Raw genomic sequence first — 19281 nt, 5'->3', positions numbered from 1 at the left:
TGAAAAGCTGTAAGACAGCAAGAGCGATTTCCGGCTTTCGCGCGCCCCTGTCCTGTGAAACAAGATCAGCATGAACAAGGTTTCGCGCATCACCATGGTGACCGGGGGCGCCCGTTCCGGCAAGTCCGCGCTGGCCGAAAAGCTGGCGGCGCGCGCGCCGGGGCCGGCGATCTATATCGCCACGGCCGAGGCGCGGGACGACGAAATGACGCAGCGGATCGCGCTGCATCGGGACCGCCGCGGCCCGGACTGGCGCACCATCGAGGCGCCGCGCGAGCTGTGCCGCGCGCTGGCGGATACGGACGGGCAGGGGGTGCGGCTGGTCGATTGCCTGACCCTGTGGCTGGCCAATATCCTTGACGGCGATCCCGGCCCCCGGGTCGAGGCGCTTTGCGCCACGCTCGGCGCGCAGAAAAGCCCGGTGGTGCTGGTAACGAACGAGCTTGGCCTGGGCATCGTGCCCGACAATGCGCTGGCCCGGCACTTTCGCGACCAGCATGGCTGGATGAACCAGGCCGTGGCGGCCGTGGCCGACCAGGTCTGGATGGCGGTCAGCGGCTTGCCCCTGCAGCTGAAACCTTCACGAGGAATGCCTTGAAAAACTATGATGATTCAGCCGCGGCAGCCGCGCGCGACCGCCAGGACCAGCTGACCAAGCCGCCGGGCTCGCTGGGCCGGCTGGAAGAACTGGCGGTGTTCATGGCCGGCTGGCAGGGCCGCGACCGGCCGCGCATCGACCGCGCGCAGGCGCTGGTCTTTGCCGGCAACCACGGCATCGTGGCGCAGGGCGTGAACCCGTTCCCGGCCGAGGTCACCGCCCAGATGGTCGAGAATTTCCGCAATGGCGGCGCGGCGATCAACCAGCTGTGCCGGCTGGCGGGCGCCGATCTGCAGGTGATCGCGCTGGATCTGGACCGCCCGACCGCCGATTTCACCCGCGGCATGGCGCTGGAGGTGGCGGATCTGGTCGCCTCGATCCAGACCGGCAAGGATGCCGTTGACCCCGAGGCCGACGTGATCCTGCTGGGCGAGATGGGCATCGGCAATTCCACCGTCGCCGCCGCGCTGGCCGCCGCGACCTTCGGCGGCACGGCCGAGGATTGGGTCGGCCCCGGCACCGGCGCCGACGACGCCGTCATGGCCAACAAGATCCGCGCCGTGGAGGCCGGGCTGAAGCGCCACAAGGGTGCGGCGACGGCGGCCTCGATCCTGGGCAGCTATGGCGGGCGCGAGCAGGCGGCGATCTGCGGCGCGGTGATCCGGGCCCGCGAACTGGGCATCCCGGTGATTCTGGACGGCTTCATCTGCTCGGCGGCGGCGGGCGTCCTGCTGGTCAACGACCGCAACGCGCTGGACCATTGCCTGATCGGCCATGAAAGCGCCGAGCCGGGCCACCGCCGGCTGATCGCCGTCATGGGCAAGACGCCGGTGGTGGGCCTCGACATGCGGCTGGGCGAGGGCTCGGGCGCGGCGGTGGCGCTCCTGGTCCTGCGCGCGGCGCTGGAATGCCACAACGGCATGGCGACATTTGCCGAGGCGGGGATTGGCTGACCGGGCCGGGCAGGCGGCGACCGCGCTGGTCTGGCTGACCCGGCTGCCGCTGGGCAGGCTGCTGCCGGCCCGGCCGGTGCCGCTGGCGCAGGCCGCCTGGGCCTTTCCGCTGGCCGGGATCGCCGTGGCGCTGCCGGCGGGCGGGCTTTTCTGGCTGGCCGGAGAACTGGGCCTGCCGCCCTTGGCCGGGGCGCTGCTGGCGCTGGCCGCCATGGCGGCGCTGACCGGGGCGCTGCACGAGGACGGGCTGGCGGATTTCGCCGATGGCTGCGGCAGCGCGGATCGCGCCCGCGCGCTGGAGATCATGCGCGATTCCCGCATCGGCAGCTATGGTGTCGTGGCGCTGATCCTGGGCTTTGGCCTGCGCGCCGCGGCGCTGGCGGCCATGGCGCCGGACTTGGGCCTTGCCGCGCTGGTCGCGGCGGCGGCGCTGTCGCGTGCCGGCATGGCGGTGGGGCTGGCAATGCTGCCGCCCGCGCGCGCCGATGGGCTCGGGCGGCTGGCCGGGCGGGCCTCGGCCGGGCAGGCGGGGGCGGCGGCGCTGATCGGCGCGGCGCTGCTCTGGTGGCCGGCGGGGTTGTCGGCCGGGTGGCTCGCGGCGCTGCTGGGTTGCGCGCTGGCGCAGGGATGGGTCGGCCGCAGCGCGCGGCGTCGGCTTGGCGGACAGACCGGCGACGTGCTGGGCGCCATGCAGCAGGCCGGCGAGATCGCGGTGCTGCTGGTGCTTGCCGCCACGTAAACCGACCCGTGCTTGACCGGGTTTTTCCATCCGGCATAGAAAACGAAAGAACGACCGGCGCGAACCGGCGCGCGGCCCGCCAAGCGGCCGCGCAACGACAGGGAGAGGAGTTCAGCCATGGGTGCCCTTCTGGGCCTGTCGCGCGGCATCGACCGCGCCAATCTGCTGATCGGTCGCGCCGTGGCCTGGCTGGTCCTGACCGCCGTTCTGGTCAGCGCCGGCAATGCCATCATCCGCAAGATCTTCAACACCTCGTCCAACGCCTGGCTCGAGGTGCAGTGGTATATGTTCGGCGGGCTGGTGCTGCTGGGCGCGGCGGCGGCGCTTTACCGCAACGAACACGTCCGGGTCGACCTGATCTATGGCGCGGTCTCGGACCGGACGCGGCTGTGGATCGACCTGTTCGGCATCCTGTTCCTGCTGCTGCCCTTTGCCTTCGTCGCGGCCTGGCTGACCTGGCCGGTCTTCGTCGAATCCTGGCGCATCAACGAGGGCTCGTCGAACGCCGGCGGGCTGGTGCGCTGGCCGGCAAAGCTGCTGCTGCCGGTCGGCTTCGGCCTGCTGTTCCTGCAGGCCCTGTCCGAACTGGTCAAGCGCATCGCCGCGCTGCGCGGGCTGATCACGCTGGAAACCAAATACACCAAGCCGCTGCAATAGGAGCCCGCGAGCATGTTCGATTATGGCTTCCTGCCGCCGGCGATGTTCCTGTGCATGATCTGCTTCATGCTCTACGGCTTTCCGGTCGCCTTCACGCTGGGCGCGGTCGGGCTGCTGTTCGGCGCCATCGGCATCGCGACCGAGCATTTCCACCCCTCGTTCCTGTCGGCGCTGCCGCATCGCTTCTTCGGCATCATCTCGAACGACCTGCTGCTGGCGATCCCGTTCTTCACCTTCATGGGCGCGGTGCTGGAGCGGTCGGGCCTGGCCGAGGATCTGCTGGAAGGCACCGGCAAGCTGTTCGGCGGCGTGCCGGGCGGCCTCGCCTATGCGGTGATCGTGGTGGGCGCGGTCCTGGGCGCCATCACCGGCACGGTCGCGGCCTCGGTCATCACCATGGGGGTGATCTCGCTGCCGGTCATGCTGCGCTATGGCTACAACCCGCGGCTGGCGACCGGGGTGATCGCCGCCTCGGGCACGATCACGCAGCTCATTCCGCCCTCGCTGGTGCTGGTGGTGCTGGCCGACCAGCTCGGCCGCTCGGTCGGCGATATGTATCTGGGCGCCATGGGGCCCTCGGCCGCGCAGGTGCTGATCTTTCTGCTGTTCATCCTGGTCTTGTCGATCCTGAAGCCGCAGGACATGCCGCCGCTGCCCAAGGAAGTGCGGGGCGATCTGGACCTGAAGCTGGTGCTGAAGGTGCTGATGGGCATCGTGCCCTCGATCCTGCTGATCTTCCTGGTGCTGGGCACGATCTTCGTCGGCCTGGCCACGCCGACCGAGGCGGGCGCGCTCGGCGTCGTCGGCGCCTTCGTGCTGGCGCTCTTGCATGGCCGGATGACCCTGACCATCCTGCGCGAGGCGGTCTATGCCACCGCCGACCTGACGGTGATGGTGGTGTTCATCCTGATCGGCTCGACCGTGTTCAGCCTGGTGTTCCAGGGCATGGACGGCGGCTTGTGGATCGAGCACATGCTCTCGGGCCTGCCGGGCGGGCCGATCGGCTTCCTGATCTTCGTCAACGTCTTCATCTTCTTCCTGGCCTTCTTCCTCGACTTCTTCGAGATCGCCTTCATCGTCGTGCCGATGCTGGTGCCGGTGGCGCAGTCGCTGGGCATCGACCTGGTGTGGTTCGGGGTGCTGCTCTGCATCAACATGCAGACCTCGTTCATGCACCCGCCCTTCGGCTTCGCGCTGTTCTACCTGCGCTCGATCGCCAGCCGCGACGTCAGGACCACCGACATCTACATGGGGGCGATCCCGTGGCTGGTCATGCAGCTGATGCTGGTGGTGATCGTGATCTTCTGGCCCGGGCTGGTGACGGGGTTGCTGGACAAGGGGCCGGCGGTGGACCTGGACAGCATCCGGATCGAGCTTCCCGCCGGGGGCCTCGGCGATCTGGGCCAGCCCGGCGGCCTGGGCGCCCCGGCAGGCCTGGGCGAGTCCCCGGGCCTGGGCGCGCCGGCCGGGCTGGGCCAGCCGCAGGTTTCGCCGCAGCCGGCGCCGGTCGGCCAGCCGCAGTTCGACTAGCGCGGCTCGTCCTTGGGCGGGGTCGGCACCATCTGCCGGATGAGGTAGAGCACGATCAGCGCCAGCCCGGTCACCAGCATGGCCAGCCGCAGGTCGCCCATGCCGCAGCTGAGCCCGATGGCGCCGCAAAGCCACATCGAGGCGCCGGTGGTGATGCCCTTGACCGAGCCCCGGTTGATGACGATGGACCCGGCAGCCAGGAAGGCCACGCCCGCCGTCACCGCCTCGATCAGCCGCAGGGGATCGGTGCGCTGCTGGTCGGAATGCGCGGCGCCGAACTCGGCCAGTTCGACCGCGACCAGCGTGAAGCAGGCGGCGGCCAGCGCGATCAGCATATGGGTGCGCAACCCGGCGGCGCGGGCATGGGCCTCGCGTTCCCAGCCGATGCAGCCGCCCAGGCCAAGCGCCATCAGCAGGCGCAGCACCATGACCGGAAATGGCAGACTTGACGGTCGCAGGAATTCCTCGGCCAGCAAGTCCAGCATGGTCATGTCACTTTCTTGACGCTTTTTCCTCGATCCCTGAACGCCCCTCGCGGCGGTCCAGTTCATTTTCGACCTCGGCCAGCGTGACATTGCGCGCGGCCAGCATCACCAGCAGGTGGTAAAGCGTGTCGGCGGCCTCCGCGATCAGCTTGTCGCGGTCGCCCTTGACCGCCTCGATGATCGCCTCGACCGCCTCCTCGCCGAATTTCTCGGCGCATTTCTCGGGGCCCTTGGCCAGCAGCTTCGCCGTCCAGCTGGTGTCGGGATCGGCGAACTTGCGTTCCTCGATGGTCTCGGCCAGGCGCTGTAATCCGCTCGTCATGTCAACCTCACCGGGATGCCGGCGGCGGCCAGGTGTTCCTTGGCCTCGCGCACCGAGAAGGTGCCGAAATGGAAGATCGAGGCGGCAAGCACGGCGCTGGCATGGCCTTCCAGCACGCCCTCGGCCAGATGCTCGAGCGCGCCGACGCCGCCCGAGGCGATGACCGGCACATTGACCGCATCGGCCACGGCGCGGGTCAGCGGGATGTTGAAGCCGGATTTCGTGCCGTCGCGGTCCATGCTGGTCAGCAGGATCTCGCCCGCGCCCTTGGCCGCGACGGTCTTGGCGAATTCCACCGCGTCGATGCCGGTGGGTTTCCGGCCGCCATGGGTGAAGATCTCCCACTTGCCGGGCGCCACGGTCTTGGCGTCGATGGCGCAGACGATGCACTGGCTGCCGAAACGGTCGGCGGCCTCGGCGATCACGTCGGGGTTCGCCACGGCGGCCGAGTTGAAGCTGACCTTGTCGGCGCCGGCCAGCAGCAGGGCGCGCACGTCCTGGTGGCTGCGCACGCCGCCGCCCACGGTCAGCGGCACGAAACAGGCCTCGGCCGTGCGGGTCACCAGGTCGAACATGGTGCCGCGGTTTTCATGCGTGGCATGGATGTCGAGAAAGCAGATCTCGTCCGCGCCGGCGGCGTCATAGGCGCGCGCCGCCTCGACCGGATCGCCGGCATCGACCAGATCGACGAAATTCACCCCCTTGACCACGCGGCCGTCGGCCACGTCCAGGCATGGGATCACCCGGGTCTTCAGCATGCCGCCCCCTTACGCCAGCGCCCGCAGCGCCTCGGCCAGATCGATGGCGCCATCGTAGAGCGCCCGGCCCGAGATCGCACCCGCAATCACGCCGGTCGCGCGCAGCGCGTCCAGATCGGCCATCGAGCTGACCCCGCCCGAGGCGATGACCGGGATGTTCACCGCCCGCGCCAGGGCCTCGGTCGCGGCGATGTTCGGACCTTGCATGGCGCCGTCGCGGTCGATGTCGGTATAGATGATCGCGGCGACGCCGGCGTCCTCGAACTGTTGGGCAAGATCGGTTGCCGTCACGTCGGTCTCCTCGGCCCAGCCGCGCGTCGCGACGCGGCCCTTGCGGGCGTCGATGCCGACGGCGATCTTGCCCGGGAAGGCCATGGCGGCCTCGCGCACCAGGGCCGGGTTCTCGACCGCGACCGTGCCCAGGATGACGCGCGACAGCCCGCGCTCGATCCAGGCCTCGATGGTCGCCATGTCGCGGATGCCGCCGCCCAGCTGCGCCGGGACCGAGATGGCCGAAAGGATCGCCTCGACCGCCGCCGCGTTCACCGGCTTGCCGGCGAAGGCGCCGTTCAGGTCCACCAGATGCAGCCATTCCGCGCCGGCATCCTGGAAGGCCCGGGCCTGTGCCGCCGGATCGGTGCCGAAGACCGTGGCCGCCTCCATGTCGCCGCGCAGCAGGCGCACGCAATTGCCGTCCTTGAGGTCGATGGCGGGATAGAGGATCATCGCATCTCTCCTGATGGGTCGCGGCTCCTTTGCCACAGGACGCGGCAAACCGGAAGGGCCCGGCCGGATTCGGCGGAAGATCATCGCCGACCTCACGTCATTCTTGATCGGGCCGGGGACCGCCGGTCATGCTGGCCCCCGGCAACCATGCCCCGGGGAGGGGGAATCATCATGAGAACACTGGCTATCGCCGCCGCGCTGGCCCTGGCCGCAGGCGCGGCCCAGGCCGAGGGCATCGACGGCATCTTCCAGACCCAGGCCAATGACCAGGGCAATATCGGCATGGTGCAGTTCTATGACTGCGGCGGCAAATATTGCGGCAAGCTGGTGAAAAGTTTCGACAAGTCCGGCAAGGAAATCGCCTCGCCCCATACCGGCAAGAACATCGTCGCCGGCATGAACGACGACGGCGGCGGCAAGTTCTCGGGCGGCACGATCTGGGATCCGGGCGCCGACAAGACCTACAAGTCGAAGATGCAGCTTCAGGGCAAGGCCTTGGACGTGTCGGGCTGCATCGCGGTGTTCTGCAAGACCCAGCATTGGACGCGGGTGAAATAGCCGTCTCCGGGCTTACATCGGCTGGCGCTTCGGCGCCGGCGGCTGGGGCAGGGGGCTGGTGCCCATCGCCTCCATCATCTCGCGCTCGACGGTCCGGGCGAGCGTGTCGAGCGGCAGGGCATAGGGGGTCGGGCCAAACGGATCCTCGAGCTGGTGGCCAAGCGCGTCGAGGCCGAAGAAGGTATAGGCCACCAGCAGCACCGGCAGCAGCGTCCAGATGCCCAGCGACCCCGCCAGCGCGAAGGGCAGAAGCAGGCAGAACACCAGCGCCGTGCGGTGCAGCAGCAGCGAATAGGCAAAGGGCACCGGCGTCGTGGCGATGCGCTCGCAGCCGGCCTGGGCCACCGACAGCGCCTGGAGATGGCCCTCGAGCACCGACCAGCGGATCGGGTCCAGCCCGCCCGGCCCCAGCGCCGCCGCCAGCCGCGCCCCGGCCTCGCGCAGCACCGCATCGGTCGGGTTGACCCGGCCGGCCAGCGACAGCTCCGGCTGCCAGCGCGCGATGGCGGCCCGCTCGTCCCGGCCGCGCAGCCGCGCCGCCAGCCCGGCGGCAAAGCCGCAAAGCCCGCGCAAGAGCGGCTCCCGCAGCTCGGGCGGCAGGCCGGCGCTGGCCCGCGCCAGGCCGCGGCAGCCGGTCAGCACCTGGCCCCAGAGCTGCCGCCCCTCCCACCAACGGGCGTAGCAGGTGCCGTTGCGAAAGCTCATGAACACCGACAGGGCGATGCCGATCAGGGTGAAGGGAAAGGCGCTGATCGTGGCGAAGATGCCCGGGTGCAGCCCGGCTGCCAGCACCGCCACCAGCGACACCGCCCCGATCGCCGTCAGCCGGCCCAGGATCGAGGGAATGATCGAGCCATGCACCGTGAACAGGATGTCGCGCAGGCTGGGCTGCGAGCGCCGGATCATCGCCGTCTCAGGCCTCCAGCACCACGACTGCCTCGCCGGTCTGCATCTGGAAGGTCAGGCTTTCCTGCAGATACAGCGTCACCGTCTGCGCGTCATGCGCGAGGTAACCGATGGCGATGTCCTGGCCCAGCCAGAGGTCGAAATCGCCGCCGCGCGTCGTCACCACCGCGCCGCCCTGCAAGGCCTGGCTCCAGGCCACTGGCGCGTCGACCAGCTTTTCCAGGTGCTTGAGCACCGGATAGCCGTCCTCGGCCCCGCCGCTCGCCGCCGTGAAGCCGGCGGTGCCCAGGACCAGCGCATAGGGCCCGTTCACCCCGGCCAGCCGCAGGGCGCTGACCGCGCGCGCCACCGCCTCGGGATAGTCGGCGACATCCTCGGGCAGGGGCACGGCCGGATTGCTGGTCTCGGGCAGGATGCCCTTGATGCCGGCCTCGGGATAGCCATGGAACACCAGCCGGTCCTCGGCCAGGGCGAGCTGGCGCGCGGCATCCTTCAGCGGCTGCCAGTCGCTGTCATTGGCGCCGCGCGCCACGTCGTCCACGGCGGCGCGGGTCAGGCTGAAGGGCACGCGCAGCTCGACCAGCGGGTTCACCTCGCGCTGATGGCAGGCGACGCCCTCGGCCAGGGCCGGCGCGGGCTTCAGGTGGCCGGTGCCCACGGCGGAGAGCGCAAAGCCCTCGGGCCCGTGCAGGTCGACGACGCGGCGCGCGCCCAGGTAGCGTTTCAGCGTGCGCGCGGCCTCCTCCTCGATCTGCGCCCAGACGGCGCTGCTGATCGGGGCCAGTTCGCGATAGAGATTGTCCATGTCAGTTCCCCTGTCCAGTCTCGCGTTTCAAGGATCCCAGGCCCAGCGAGCCGTCGGGCGGTGCCGCGGCTGCCGGGGCCGGCGCAGCGGCCTGCGCCACGGGCTCTCCGGCGCCGATACGTTCCAGCACATCGACGGTCGGCACGAAGAACAGCCCGCCCGTCACCGCCGTCGAGACATCGAGGATGCGGTCGTAATTCCCCGGCGGCAGGCCGATGAACATATTCTCCAGCATGGTCTCGATGCGGCCCGGCTCGCGGGCGTAGCCGATGAAATAGGTGCCGGCCTCGGCCCGGCCGGGGCTGCCGAAGGGCATGTTGTCGCGCAGGATCTGCAACTGATTGCCCTGCGCATCGTTGATGTTGGTCAGCACGTTATGGGCCGAGCTGGCCTTTTCGGCATCGGGGAACTCGATATCCGAAAGCTTGTGGCGGCCGATGATGCGTTCCTGCGCGGCCACGCCCATCGCCTCCCATTTCGCGAGGTCGTGCAGGTATTTCTGCACGACGACATAGCTCGAGCCGGTGAAGGCGGGGTCTTCGTCGCCGACCAGCACGGCCTCGGTCCGCTGGGCGCCCTCGGGGTTCTCGGTGCCGTCGACGAAGCCCAAGAGGTCGCGGTTGTCGAAGAACTTGAAGCCCTGAGTCTCGTCCTCGAGCGTCGTGACGGGGCCAAGGCGCAGCATGAGCTGGCGCGCGAGTTCGAAGCAGAAATCCGGCCGCGCGGCGCGGATGTGCAGCAGGATGTCGCCCGGCGTCGCCGGCGCGTGATGCACGCCCGAGAGGGCGCGGAACGGGTGCAGGCCCTGCGGCGTCGCGCCCATCTCCAGGCGCTGCCACAGCGCATGGCCGATGCCCATCACGCAGTTGAGCCCGGCGGCGGGGTTGCGAAAGCCCACCGCGCGCACGAGCCCCGCCAGATCGGCGCAAAGGTCGCGGAAGGCCTGCAGCGCCGCCTCGTCCTGGTCCAGCGACAGCGTCAGGAAAATCGCATTCGCCGTCAAGGAGGCGTCCGCGGGCTGGCTGGCGATGGGCGGCATCAACGAATCTCCTGCTGGCTTGAGGGGAAGGAAAGCCCAAACCGGCGGGCGGGAAAAGGGCCAGCCGGGCAGCGACCATGGATCCGGTGCGCCAACCATGCGCCCAGGCAGGGCTTCGCCACCGCCGGCCGGCACGGCCCGCCGTCAGTGAAACAGCGCCGCGGTCTTCTGCGCCGTCATCCACACGCCCCAGGCCAGCGGGATGCCGACCGCCGCCCAGGCCAGCAGCGCCGGCAGGTCGAAACGGCCGCGGTCGATGCCGAAGGAGCCGCTCCGGACTTCGGCGGTCTTGTGCTCGCGCGCCTGCAGGGCCGCCAGTTCCTCGGGCTTCATGAACCATTTCTCGTCCAGCGGCCGCACCAGCAGGTTGCAGATCAGCCCCAGCGCCAGGAAACCGGCAAGGATATACATCGTATAGTCATAGACCTGCGCCCGCGGCACGCCGGCGGCGATCTGCGCCTCGCGCAGATAGTTCACCACCACCGGCCCGACGATGCCCGCCGTGGCCCAGGCGGTCAGCAGCCGGCCGTGGATGGCGCCGACGAACTGCGTGCCGAACACATCCGCCAGATAGGCCGGCACCGTCGAGAAGCCGCCGCCATACATCGAGATGATGACGCAGATCATCGCCACGAACAGCACCTGGTTGCCGGAATGCGCCACGCTGGGCGCCAGGGTGTAAAGCGCGATGCCCAGGATGAAGAAGATGAAATAGGTGTTCTTGCGCCCGAACCGGTCCGAGGCCGAGGCCCAGCCCAGCCGCCCGCCGATGTTGAACAGCGACAGAAGCCCCGCGAAACCGGCGGCGATGGCGGCGATGGCGGCCTTCTGCCCGGTGTCGAGCTGGGTAAAGTCCAGGTCGGGCCGGCCGATCAGATGGCCGGCGAAGATCTCCTGCAGCATGGGCGAGGCCATGCCGATGACCCCGATCCCGGCCGAGACGTTCAGGCACAGCACCAGCCAGATCAGCCAGAACTGCCGGGTCTTGTGGGCGTCGCGCAGGTGGACGTGGTGCTGGGTGATCATCGCGGCCTTCCTGGCCGAGACCTTGGGCTGCCAGCCCTCGGGCTTCCAGCCGGCCGGCGGCACGCGATAGGCGAAGGCGCCGGCCAGCATGAAGACCAGATAGATCGCCGCCATGGCAAAGAAGGTCTGCCAGACGCCGACCTCATGGGCCGACTGGAAATGGTTCATCAGCCGGTCGGCCAGGGGTGCGCCGATCATCGCGCCGCCGCCGAAGCCCATGATCGCCATGCCGGTCGCCAGCCCGCGCCGGTCGGGGAACCACTTAATCAGCGTCGAGACCGGCGAGATATAGCCCAGGCCCAGCCCGATGCCGCCGATGACGCCCGAGCCGAGCCACATCAGCCAAAGCTGGTGCGTCATCACCCCGATGCCCGAGATGACCATGCCGCCGCACCAGCAGCAGGCCGCGACCACGCCGGCCTTGCGCGGCCCCGCGGTTTCCAGCCAGCCGCCCCAGATCGCGGCCGAGGATCCCAGCAGCACGAAGAACAGCGTATAGATCCAGCCCAGGTCGGCGATGCGCCAGTCGCAGCTGGTGGTGAACAGCGCCGAGACCAGGCTCATGCCCTCGCAACTCACCGGGTCGCTGACGCCGATGGCGCGCGACAGCGGCAGCCAGAACACCGAGAAGCCATAGGCCATGCCGATGCACAGGTGGATCGCCAGCGCGGCGGGCGGCACCAGCCAGCGGTTGAAGCCGGGCTTCGCGATCGTGCGGTCTCGGGACAGCAGGCCGGCGGAAGCGCCGATCTCTGTCCAGCTTTCCTGAAGATCCGTCATGTGTTGTTTTCCTCCCTGGGCATGCGACCTGGGGCGCGCGCGTTGCCGCCGGCTCCTCTTCCGGCGTGCGGCTCGCGGTCGCGGATGCGCGTGAAAAGGGATGAAGCCAGATCAGCCTGTTGATATCAATTGACAATATGTCCGCCTTGCCTGGACAATCTGTCCCGCGCCTGGCGCCGGGACGCATCGACGGACAGGCTGTCCGCGGCACCCGGACCGCTTGTCCGTTGACCTGCGCCCCGCCCGGGTCCATCCGGCAAGAGCCGGGCGCTTGCCAAGCCGGGCGGGGGAATGCGACTGTGTCTTCTCGGGGGGAAGGGGTGTGATGCAGGCGGAAACCGACCCAAGGCCTGGAACGCAAGGCGCATTCGGCGAGGCGACCGCCCAGGCCGCGATCCTGGTCGTCGAGGACGAGCCGGGCATGCGGAATTTCCTCGAGCGGATCCTGGCCCCGAAATGCCGCGCCATACGCCTGGCCGCCAATACCGCCGAGGCCAGCGCCCTGATCGCCGAGACCGACTTCGACCTGGTCATCCTGGACAACCTGATGGAGGGCCAGCGCGGCGTCGACTGGCTTTCCGAGCAGCGGCGGCTGGGTTTCTTTCCGCCCGCCATCCTGATGACCGCCTATGCCGACATGGAAACCGCCATCCAGGCCCTGCAGGCCGGGGCGTCGGATTTCCTGCTGAAACCCTTTCGCACCAACCAGCTGCTGAACGGCATCACCCGCTGTCTCGAGGGCGAGAGGCTGCGGCGGGAAAACCTGGTGCTGCGCCAGGAGCTGCGTAACAGCCTCGACCAGGACCGGCTGCGCAGCGAGCTGGTCGGCGGCTCTCCGGCCATCGAGGCGGTGCGGCAGGTGATCGCCCGCGTCGCCGCCACGCCCTCTTCGGTTCTGATCACCGGCGCCTCGGGCACCGGCAAGGAGGTGGCGGCGCGGATGATCCATGCGCTGTCGGATCGCGCCGACCATGCCTTCGTGCCGGTCAATTGCGCCGCCATCCCGCAGGACATGCTGGAGACCGAGCTTTTCGGCCATATCCGCGGCGCCTTCCCCGGCGCCCAGCAGAACCGCGAGGGGCTGTTCATGTCCGCGCGCGGCGGCACGCTGTTCCTGGACGAGATCGCCGAGCTTTCCGTCGGGCTGCAGGCGAAGCTCTTGCGCGTCATCGAGGATCGCCGCATCCGGCCGCTGGGGTCCGAGCGCGAGACCCCGGTGGACGTGCGGCTGATCTTTGCCGCCAATGCCGATCTCGACAAGGCGGTGGCCGAGGGGCGGCTGCGGGCCGACCTGCTCTATCGCATCAACGTGCTGCATATCGCCATGCCGACGCTGGTCGAGCGCGGGCCGGACCTGTTCGACCTGGTGCATCTGTTCATGGACATCCTGTCGCGCCAGCTCGGCATGCGGCCCGTGCCGATCACCGCCGAGGTGCGGGCGAACCTGGCCACCTATGACTGGCCCGGCAATGTGCGCGAGCTGCGCAATGCCGTCGAGCGCGCGCTGATCCTGGGCCGCTTCCCGCCGCTGGCCGCCCAGCTGGGCCGCCGCGACAGCCAGACCCTGGCCGAGATCGAACGGCGGGCGATCATGGGCACGCTGGCGGCGCTGGACGGCGACCGCGAGGCGGCGGCGTCGCGGCTGGGCATCTCGCGCAAGACCATCGACCGGCGCCTGGCGGACTGGAATGGCTGAGGCGACCCGCCGCTGGCGTCATTCGGTGCGCTACCGCCTGCTTGCCATCGCGCTCTTGCCGGTGCTGGTGATCCTGCCGGTGTTCCTGGGCATCACCATGTATCAATGGTCGCTCAAGTTCGACCGGCTGCTGACCGCCAAGGTCAACAGCGACCTGACCATCGCCCAGCAATATCTGCAGAACATCCTGGAAACCGCCGGCGAGCGGATCGAGATGCTGGCGCGTTCCGAGGAATTCGCCCATAGCGCCGACCTGGCCGGCTTGCTGGACCTCTACCGGGTGCGGCTGGGGCTCGACTATCTCTACCTCGCCAGCCCGGCCGGTGGCATGGTCGCCGCCAGCCCGCGGGGGGCGCGCCCGCTGCATGTGCCGGGCGCGGCCCCGGTGCGGGGCGCGCGCAACCTGATCGAGATCCTGGACCAGGCCGAACTTCGCGCCATCTCGCCCGGGCTTGCCGCGCGGGCCGAGATCGTCATGGTCGATGCCACCGGCCAGAAGCCGCAGCAGACCGAGACCCGCGGCATGGTCGTCCAGTCGGTCGTCGCGGCCAACCGGCCGGATACCGGCGCGCCGGCGATCATGGTCGGCGGCATCCTGCTGAACCGCAACCTGTCCGTCATCGACCGTATCAACGAGCTGATCTATCGCCCCGACACCCTGCCGCCGGGCGCCCATGCCACGGTCTCGCTGTTCCTGGGCGACATGCGCATTTCGACCAATGTCACGGTGGCGGGCGGGGCGCGGGCACTGGGGACCCGCGCCTCGGCCATCGTGCGCGACCGGGTGCTCGGCCAAGGCCAGGTCTGGCTGGCCCGGGCGCAGGTGCTGCAGGACCGCTATATCTCGGCCTATGCCCCGGTCGAGGACAGCGCGCGCCAGCGCATCGGCATGATCTATGTCGGCATCCTCGAGCGCCCCTTCGCCGAGGCCAAGCGCCGCACGGTGCTGCTGGTCCTGGCCGCCTTCCTGCTGGTGGCGCTGGTCACGGTGCCGGTGTTCCTGGGATGGGCGGGCAGCATCTTCCGCCCGCTCGAGAAGATCGCCGAGACCTTTGCCCGGCTGGGCAGGGGCGACCTTTCCGCCCGGACCGGCGTCACCCGCGGCGCGGACGAGATCACCGGGCTTGCCATGCTGCTGGATACCTTGCTGGCGCAGTTGCAGGACCGCGACCGGCAGCTGCGTGCCTGGAACGACGCGCTGAACCAGCGGGTCGAGGAACGCACCGTCGCCCTGCGCCGGGCCGTGCATGAACTGCAGGTGGCGACGCATCAGCTGGTGCAATCCGAAAAGCTGGCCGCCCTGGGCGAGATCTCGGCCGGGATCGCGCATGAGATCAACAACCCGCTGGCGGTGATCCAGGGCAATCTGGACGTGCTGCGCGAGATCCTCGGCCCGGCGGCCCGACCGGCCGAGACCGAGCTGCGGCTGATCGACGAACAGATCCACCGCATCTCGCAGATCGTGACGCGGCTCCTGGACTTCGCCCGGACGGACGAGCCGGGCGAGGGCGACCCCGCAACCGATCCGGTGCAGGCGGTCGCGGATTGCGAACCGCTGGTCCGGCACATGCTGGCGCGCGGCACCGTCGCCCTGCGCCACGACCTGCGCTCGACGCGGATGGTGCGGATCGGCCGGGTGGCGTTGCAGCAGGTGCTGGTGAACCTGATCGCCAACGCCATCCACGCCATGCCCGAGGGCGGCGAGATCCGCATCGCCAGCCGCGACGCGACGCTCGACGGGGCGCAGGGCGTCTCGCTGGAGCTTTCCGACACCGGCACCGGCATCCCGCCCGAGATCCTGGGGCAGATCTTCGAGCCCTTCGTCACCAGCCGCGGCCGCAAGGGCGGCACCGGGCTGGGCCTGTCGATCTGCCGCCGGCTGATCGAGCGCCAGGGCGGCAGCATCACGGTCGAGAGCGACGCGACCGGCAGCCGCTTCCGCATCTGGCTGCCCGCGGCGTGATCGCGCCGCGCGCGCCGCTTACAGCCCCCAGCGCGCGCATTTCCGCTCGATGGTCTTGCGGGACACGCCCAGCCAGTCCGCGGCGCGCGAGCGGTTGCCGCCGGCCAGTTCCAGCGCCTGCAGGATGTGCCGGCGCTGCACCGCATCCAGCGGCTCGATGTCCTGCGGCGTGGCCGGCCCCAGCGTCTCCAGCGGAAAGCGGCCGAAGATCAGCGACCGCTCGACGAAGTTGCGAAGCTCGCGGATATTGCCGGGCCAGGGGTGGCGCAGCAGCGCCGCGCGCACCTGGGAATCGATCGGCAGGGGCTCCAGCCCCAGTTCCGCGGCCAGCCCGGCCATGAAGAAGGCGGCCAGGTCGATGGTGTCCGTGCCGCGCAGCTTCAGCGGCGGCATCTCGATCTGCAGGACGTTGACCCGAAAGAACAGGTCCTCGCGGAACCGGCCGGCCTCGACCTCGGCCGCGAGCGTCTTTCCGGTGGCAAAGACGAAGCGCAGGTCCAGCGCCCTCTCGCGCTCCGAGCCGACCGGGCGGATGGTCTGCCTGTCGAGCACCCGCAGCAGCGCCGCCTGCGCCGGCCTGGGCAGTTCGGCGATCTCGTCGAAGAAGACGGTGCCGCCCTCGGCCGAGACGAACAGGCCCGTCCGTCCCTGGTCCGCGCCATGCGGCGCATGGCCGAACAGCTCCGCTTCCAGCATGTCGGCGGGGATGGTGGCGCAATTGATCGCGACGAAGGGCCGGTCGGCGCGGCCCGAGAGCGCATGCAGGAAGCGCGCCGCCTCCTCCTTGCCGGTGCCCGAGCCGCCCGAGATCAGCACCGGCGTCGGCAGCCCGGCCACGCGGCGCAGCCTGTCGCGCACCGCCTCGATGGCGGGCGAGTTGCCCAGGAGCTGGCTGCGCTGGCTCAGCCGCGCCCGGTCGAGTTCGTGGCGCAGCAGCAGGTTCTCGCGCCGCAGCGCGGCCAGTTCCATGCTGCGCCGCACCGCGTTCAGCACCTGGTTGGCGCGGCACGGCTTGAACAGGAAATCCGCCGCCCCCGCCCGCATCGCCTCGACGGCGGTATCCAGGTCGGGAAAGGCGGTGATCATGATGGCCTCGAACCGCCAGCCCTGATTGCGCTGCTGCACCAGCCAGTCGATGCCGCGCGGGCCGGGCATGCGGTTGTCCAGCAGCACGATGTCGAAGCGCTGCTGTTGCAGCATGGCGCTGGCGATCCCGACATCCGCCGCCTCCAGCACCGCGCGGCAATGGGGTTGCAGCGTCTTGACCAGGAAATTGCGCATCCCCGGTTCGTCGTCGACGACCAGCACGCTTGCCTGGCGCATCAACGGGTCGGATCTGTCGGCGGCGGGCGCCGTCGCCTGGGCTTCCAATGCAACCTCCCGTTCCGTCCGGTCCCTGCGGACGCCTGCCTTTCGTGATACAGCAAGACGGCCCCCGAAACGAGCAAGACTCGCGATGCGCAATCGGGGCGGGCCGCGATGGCCCGGCCCTGTTTGCCTTGTGGCTCTGCCTTCTTGGCGTCGCCATAGAACATGCGGGTGTTGCCCTTGTGGAAGCGGGTTCACGATGCCCGAATGGCCGGTGCCCTGTTTCGACACGAAGACCTGCTTGGCCTCCCAGACCTCCAGGGCCGAGCGCGTCATAGGGCCGATGCGCCGGTCCCTTTCCTCGGCCGCAGGTCAGCCGGCATCACCCCACCCGGATGCTGCCGCGGCGCGGCGCACCGCCAGCGCCGGGTCGGCGGCGCTGACCGCAGCGGCGAAAAGCCGCTGCGCCATCGTCCGCATCTCGGTCAGGCCGACGCTCACGCTGCGATCTGCCTGGCCTTGGCGACCAGCACCTCGGCCTGGCGGATCGAGGCATAGTCGATCAGCCGCCCATCCAGCGAGACCGCGCCCTTGCCCTCGGCCTCGGCCTGGGCCATGGCGTCGAGGATGCGCTGTGCCCGGTCCACCTCGGCGGCCGAGGGGCTCATCACCTCGTTGGCCAGCGCGATCTGGCTGGGGTGGATGGCCCATTTGCCCTCGCAGCCCAGCACCGCGGCGCGATAGGCGGCGGCCTTGTAGCCGTCGGGGTCCGAGAAATCGCCGAAGGGCCCGTCCACCGGCCGCAGCCCGTTGGCGCGCGCCGCGACCACCATGCGCGACAGCGCGTAATGCCACATATCGCCCCAATGGATCTGGCGCGCGCCGTCGGCCAGCGGGTCGGTCAGCACCGAGTAATGCTCGTTCACGCCGCCGATGACGGTGGTGCGGGCTCGGGTCGAGGCGGCGTAATCGGCGACGCCGAAATGCAGGCTCTCGTTGCGCTTCGAGGCGGCGGCGATCTCGTTGATGTTCTGCATGCCGAGCGCGGTCTCGATGATATGCTCGAAGCCGATGCGCTTTTTATAGCCCCTGGCATCCTCGATTTGCGTCACCAGCATGTCGACGGCATAGACATCGGCGGCGGTGCCGACCTTGGGGATCATGATCAGGTCCAGCCGCTCGCCGGCCTGTTCGACCACGTCCACGACGTCGCGATACATGTAATGCGTGTCGAGCCCGTTGATTCGCAGCGACATGGTCTTCTTGCCCCAGTCGAGCTCGTTCAGGGCCTTGATGATGTTCTTGCGCGCCTGCGGTTTTTCATCCGGCGCCACCGCGTCCTCGAGGTCGAGAAACACCACGTCGGCGTCGGATTTCGCAGCCTTTTCAAACATGTTCGGCTGGCTGCCGGGAACCGCAAGCTCGCTGCGGTTCAGGCGGGCGGGGGCGGGGTCGGTAACGTGAAAGCTCATGGCGGATTCCTTCTTCCTTCGGTTCGACTTCGCCGCCCCCCGGTCAGGAGGTCAGCCCTTCCGGTTCGGCCAGCCCATTCGCCCGCGAGCAGGCGGTCAGCGTATTGGCCAGCAGGCAAGCGATGGTCATCGGCCCGACGCCGCCCGGGACCGGGGTGACGGCGCCCGCGATCGCCGCGGCGCTGTCGAAATCCACGTCGCCGACCAGCCGGGTCTTGCCCTCGCTCTCGATGCGGTTGATGCCGACGTCGATCACCGTGGCGCCGGGCTTCACCCAGTCGCCGGGGATCATCTGCGGCCGGCCGACCGCCGCGACCAGGATGTCGGCGTTGCGGCAGAGTTCGGCCAGGTCCCGGCTCCGGCTATGCGCGATGGTCACGGTGCAGCTGTCGCCCAGCAGCAGCTGCGCCATCGGCTTGCCGACGATGTTCGAGCGGCCGACGATGACCGCGTTCAGGCCCGAGAGCGAGCCGTGATGCTCGCGCAGCATCAGCAGGCAGCCCAGCGGCGTGCAGGGCACCATGGATTTCTGCCCGGTTCCCAGCAGCCCGACATTCGAGATATGGAACCCGTCCACATCCTTCGCCGGGTCGATGGCGTTGATGACCACGTCAGGGTCCAGATGCGCCGGCAGCGGCAGCTGCACCAGGATGCCATGCACCGCGGGGTCGTTGTTCAGCCGCTCGATCAGCGCCAGCAGGTCCTGTTCCGAGGTATCGGCATCCAGCTTGTGCTCATAGGAGTTCATCCCCGCCTCCAGCGTCGCCTTGCCCTTGGAGCGGACATAGACCTCGCTGGCCGGGTTCTCGCCCACCAGCACGACCGCCAGTCCGGGGGTGATGCCGGCGTCCGCCTTCAGCCGTTCCACGGCCGCGGCAACCCGGTCCCGGACCGTCGCTGCGAAGGCCTTGCCGTCGATGATCTTGGCGTTCATTGTCTTCCTTTCCTGATGATGCGCCC

The 19281-nt window shown here is 69.4% G+C and carries 20 protein-coding genes; 8 read left to right on the top strand and 12 right to left on the bottom strand.

The annotated features are described in order from the left end of the window. Positions 1 to 70: 70 nt before the first annotated feature. The 5 genes from cobU to PARN5_RS0118230 all read left to right on the top strand — a co-directional run bounded on the left by cobU (position 71) and on the right by PARN5_RS0118230 (position 4477). Positions 71 to 598, top strand: a complete 528-nt coding sequence (cobU, locus tag PARN5_RS0118250) for a bifunctional adenosylcobinamide kinase/adenosylcobinamide-phosphate guanylyltransferase (protein ID WP_018001215.1) — start codon at positions 71 to 73, stop codon at positions 596 to 598. Then, positions 595 to 1551, top strand: a complete 957-nt coding sequence (gene cobT / locus PARN5_RS0118245) for a nicotinate-nucleotide--dimethylbenzimidazole phosphoribosyltransferase (protein ID WP_018001214.1) — start codon at positions 595 to 597, stop codon at positions 1549 to 1551. Before cobU ends, cobT begins: the two co-directional genes overlap by 4 nt. Then, complete coding sequence (gene cobS, locus PARN5_RS0118240; RefSeq protein ID WP_018001213.1) at positions 1544 to 2290, top strand: adenosylcobinamide-GDP ribazoletransferase; 747 nt, start codon at positions 1544 to 1546, stop codon at positions 2288 to 2290. The genes cobT and cobS overlap by 8 nt, the downstream gene beginning before the upstream one ends. Before the next feature lie 117 nt (positions 2291 to 2407). Continuing rightward, complete coding sequence (locus tag PARN5_RS0118235) at positions 2408 to 2947, top strand: TRAP transporter small permease subunit (protein WP_018001212.1); 540 nt, start codon at positions 2408 to 2410, stop codon at positions 2945 to 2947. Between the two features lie 12 nt (positions 2948 to 2959). Further along, positions 2960 to 4477, top strand: a complete 1518-nt coding sequence (locus tag PARN5_RS0118230) for a TRAP transporter large permease subunit (RefSeq protein WP_018001211.1) — start codon at positions 2960 to 2962, stop codon at positions 4475 to 4477. On the opposite strand, the gene PARN5_RS0118225 is transcribed toward PARN5_RS0118230, so the two are convergent. The 4 genes from PARN5_RS0118225 to hisA are packed head-to-tail and all read right to left on the bottom strand — an operon-like array spanning position 4474 to position 6768. After that, positions 4474 to 4968, bottom strand: a complete 495-nt coding sequence (locus tag PARN5_RS0118225; RefSeq protein WP_018001210.1) for an MgtC/SapB family protein — start codon at positions 4966 to 4968, stop codon at positions 4474 to 4476. The two genes, PARN5_RS0118230 and PARN5_RS0118225, sit on opposite strands and share 4 nt — an antisense overlap. A 1-nt stretch (position 4969) precedes the next feature. After that, on the bottom strand, positions 4970 to 5284 hold the full coding sequence (locus PARN5_RS0118220) for a phosphoribosyl-ATP diphosphatase (RefSeq protein WP_018001209.1): 315 nt from the start codon (positions 5282 to 5284) through the stop codon (positions 4970 to 4972). Then, positions 5281 to 6042 (bottom strand): imidazole glycerol phosphate synthase subunit HisF, encoded by a 762-nt coding sequence (gene hisF / locus PARN5_RS0118215; RefSeq protein ID WP_018001208.1) that lies wholly within the window; start codon positions 6040 to 6042, stop codon positions 5281 to 5283. Before hisF ends, PARN5_RS0118220 begins: the two co-directional genes overlap by 4 nt. 9 nt (positions 6043 to 6051) lie before the next feature. Further along, a complete protein-coding gene (hisA, locus tag PARN5_RS0118210; RefSeq protein WP_018001207.1) occupies positions 6052 to 6768 on the bottom strand; it encodes a 1-(5-phosphoribosyl)-5-[(5-phosphoribosylamino)methylideneamino]imidazole-4-carboxamide isomerase in 717 nt (238 codons plus the stop codon). A 171-nt stretch (positions 6769 to 6939) separates the two neighbouring features. Between hisA and PARN5_RS0118205 the strand changes: the two genes are divergently transcribed. Continuing rightward, positions 6940 to 7326: a DUF2147 domain-containing protein gene (locus PARN5_RS0118205; protein ID WP_018001206.1), complete on the top strand. Its 387-nt coding sequence runs from the start codon at positions 6940 to 6942 to the stop codon at positions 7324 to 7326. A 12-nt stretch (positions 7327 to 7338) separates the two neighbouring features. Here the strand turns inward: PARN5_RS0118205 and PARN5_RS0118200 are convergent, their stop codons facing one another. The 4 genes from PARN5_RS0118200 to PARN5_RS0118185 all read right to left on the bottom strand — a co-directional run bounded on the left by PARN5_RS0118200 (position 7339) and on the right by PARN5_RS0118185 (position 11882). Then, positions 7339 to 8232, bottom strand: a complete 894-nt coding sequence (locus PARN5_RS0118200; protein ID WP_018001205.1) for a bestrophin family protein — start codon at positions 8230 to 8232, stop codon at positions 7339 to 7341. 7 nt (positions 8233 to 8239) lie between these two features. Then, positions 8240 to 9037, bottom strand: coding sequence for a family 1 encapsulin nanocompartment shell protein (locus PARN5_RS0118195; protein WP_018001204.1), 798 nt, complete (start codon positions 9035 to 9037; stop codon positions 8240 to 8242). A gap of 1 nt (position 9038) precedes the next feature. Continuing rightward, a complete protein-coding gene (locus PARN5_RS0118190) occupies positions 9039 to 10076 on the bottom strand; it encodes a Dyp-type peroxidase (RefSeq protein WP_018001203.1) in 1038 nt (345 codons plus the stop codon). A gap of 144 nt (positions 10077 to 10220) precedes the next feature. Further along, the gene (locus PARN5_RS0118185; RefSeq protein WP_018001202.1) at positions 10221 to 11882 is read right to left on the bottom strand and encodes an OFA family MFS transporter; all 1662 of its coding nucleotides are present in this window, start codon (positions 11880 to 11882) and stop codon (positions 10221 to 10223) included. Between the two features lie 325 nt (positions 11883 to 12207). Between PARN5_RS0118185 and PARN5_RS0118180 the strand changes: the two genes are divergently transcribed. Beyond that, positions 12208 to 13578: a sigma-54 dependent transcriptional regulator gene (locus tag PARN5_RS0118180; protein WP_018001201.1), complete on the top strand. Its 1371-nt coding sequence runs from the start codon at positions 12208 to 12210 to the stop codon at positions 13576 to 13578. Continuing rightward, positions 13571 to 15541, top strand: coding sequence for an ATP-binding protein (locus PARN5_RS0118175; RefSeq protein WP_018001200.1), 1971 nt, complete (start codon positions 13571 to 13573; stop codon positions 15539 to 15541). Before PARN5_RS0118180 ends, PARN5_RS0118175 begins: the two co-directional genes overlap by 8 nt. 18 nt (positions 15542 to 15559) lie before the next feature. Here PARN5_RS0118175 and PARN5_RS0118170 read toward each other — a convergent pair whose 3' ends face one another. From PARN5_RS0118170 to folD, 4 genes are all read right to left on the bottom strand, one after another. After that, the gene (locus tag PARN5_RS0118170) at positions 15560 to 16864 is read right to left on the bottom strand and encodes a sigma-54 dependent transcriptional regulator (RefSeq protein ID WP_051071043.1); all 1305 of its coding nucleotides are present in this window, start codon (positions 16862 to 16864) and stop codon (positions 15560 to 15562) included. Between the two features lie 357 nt (positions 16865 to 17221). Next, entirely contained in the window at positions 17222 to 17350 is a 129-nt protein-coding gene (locus PARN5_RS25165) for a hypothetical protein (protein WP_018001198.1), read from the bottom strand. After that, positions 17347 to 18321 (bottom strand): CoA ester lyase, encoded by a 975-nt coding sequence (locus PARN5_RS0118160; RefSeq protein WP_018001197.1) that lies wholly within the window; start codon positions 18319 to 18321, stop codon positions 17347 to 17349. Before PARN5_RS0118160 ends, PARN5_RS25165 begins: the two co-directional genes overlap by 4 nt. A gap of 43 nt (positions 18322 to 18364) precedes the next feature. Beyond that, positions 18365 to 19255, bottom strand: a complete 891-nt coding sequence (gene folD / locus PARN5_RS0118155) for a bifunctional methylenetetrahydrofolate dehydrogenase/methenyltetrahydrofolate cyclohydrolase FolD (RefSeq protein WP_018001196.1) — start codon at positions 19253 to 19255, stop codon at positions 18365 to 18367. Positions 19256 to 19281 lie beyond the last annotated feature (26 nt).

The organism is Paracoccus sp. N5, assembly GCF_000371965.1.
GTDB lineage: Bacteria > Pseudomonadota > Alphaproteobacteria > Rhodobacterales > Rhodobacteraceae > Paracoccus.
The sequence above is the reverse complement of the archived record's forward strand: the minus strand, read 5'-3'. Positions and strand labels throughout refer to the sequence as shown.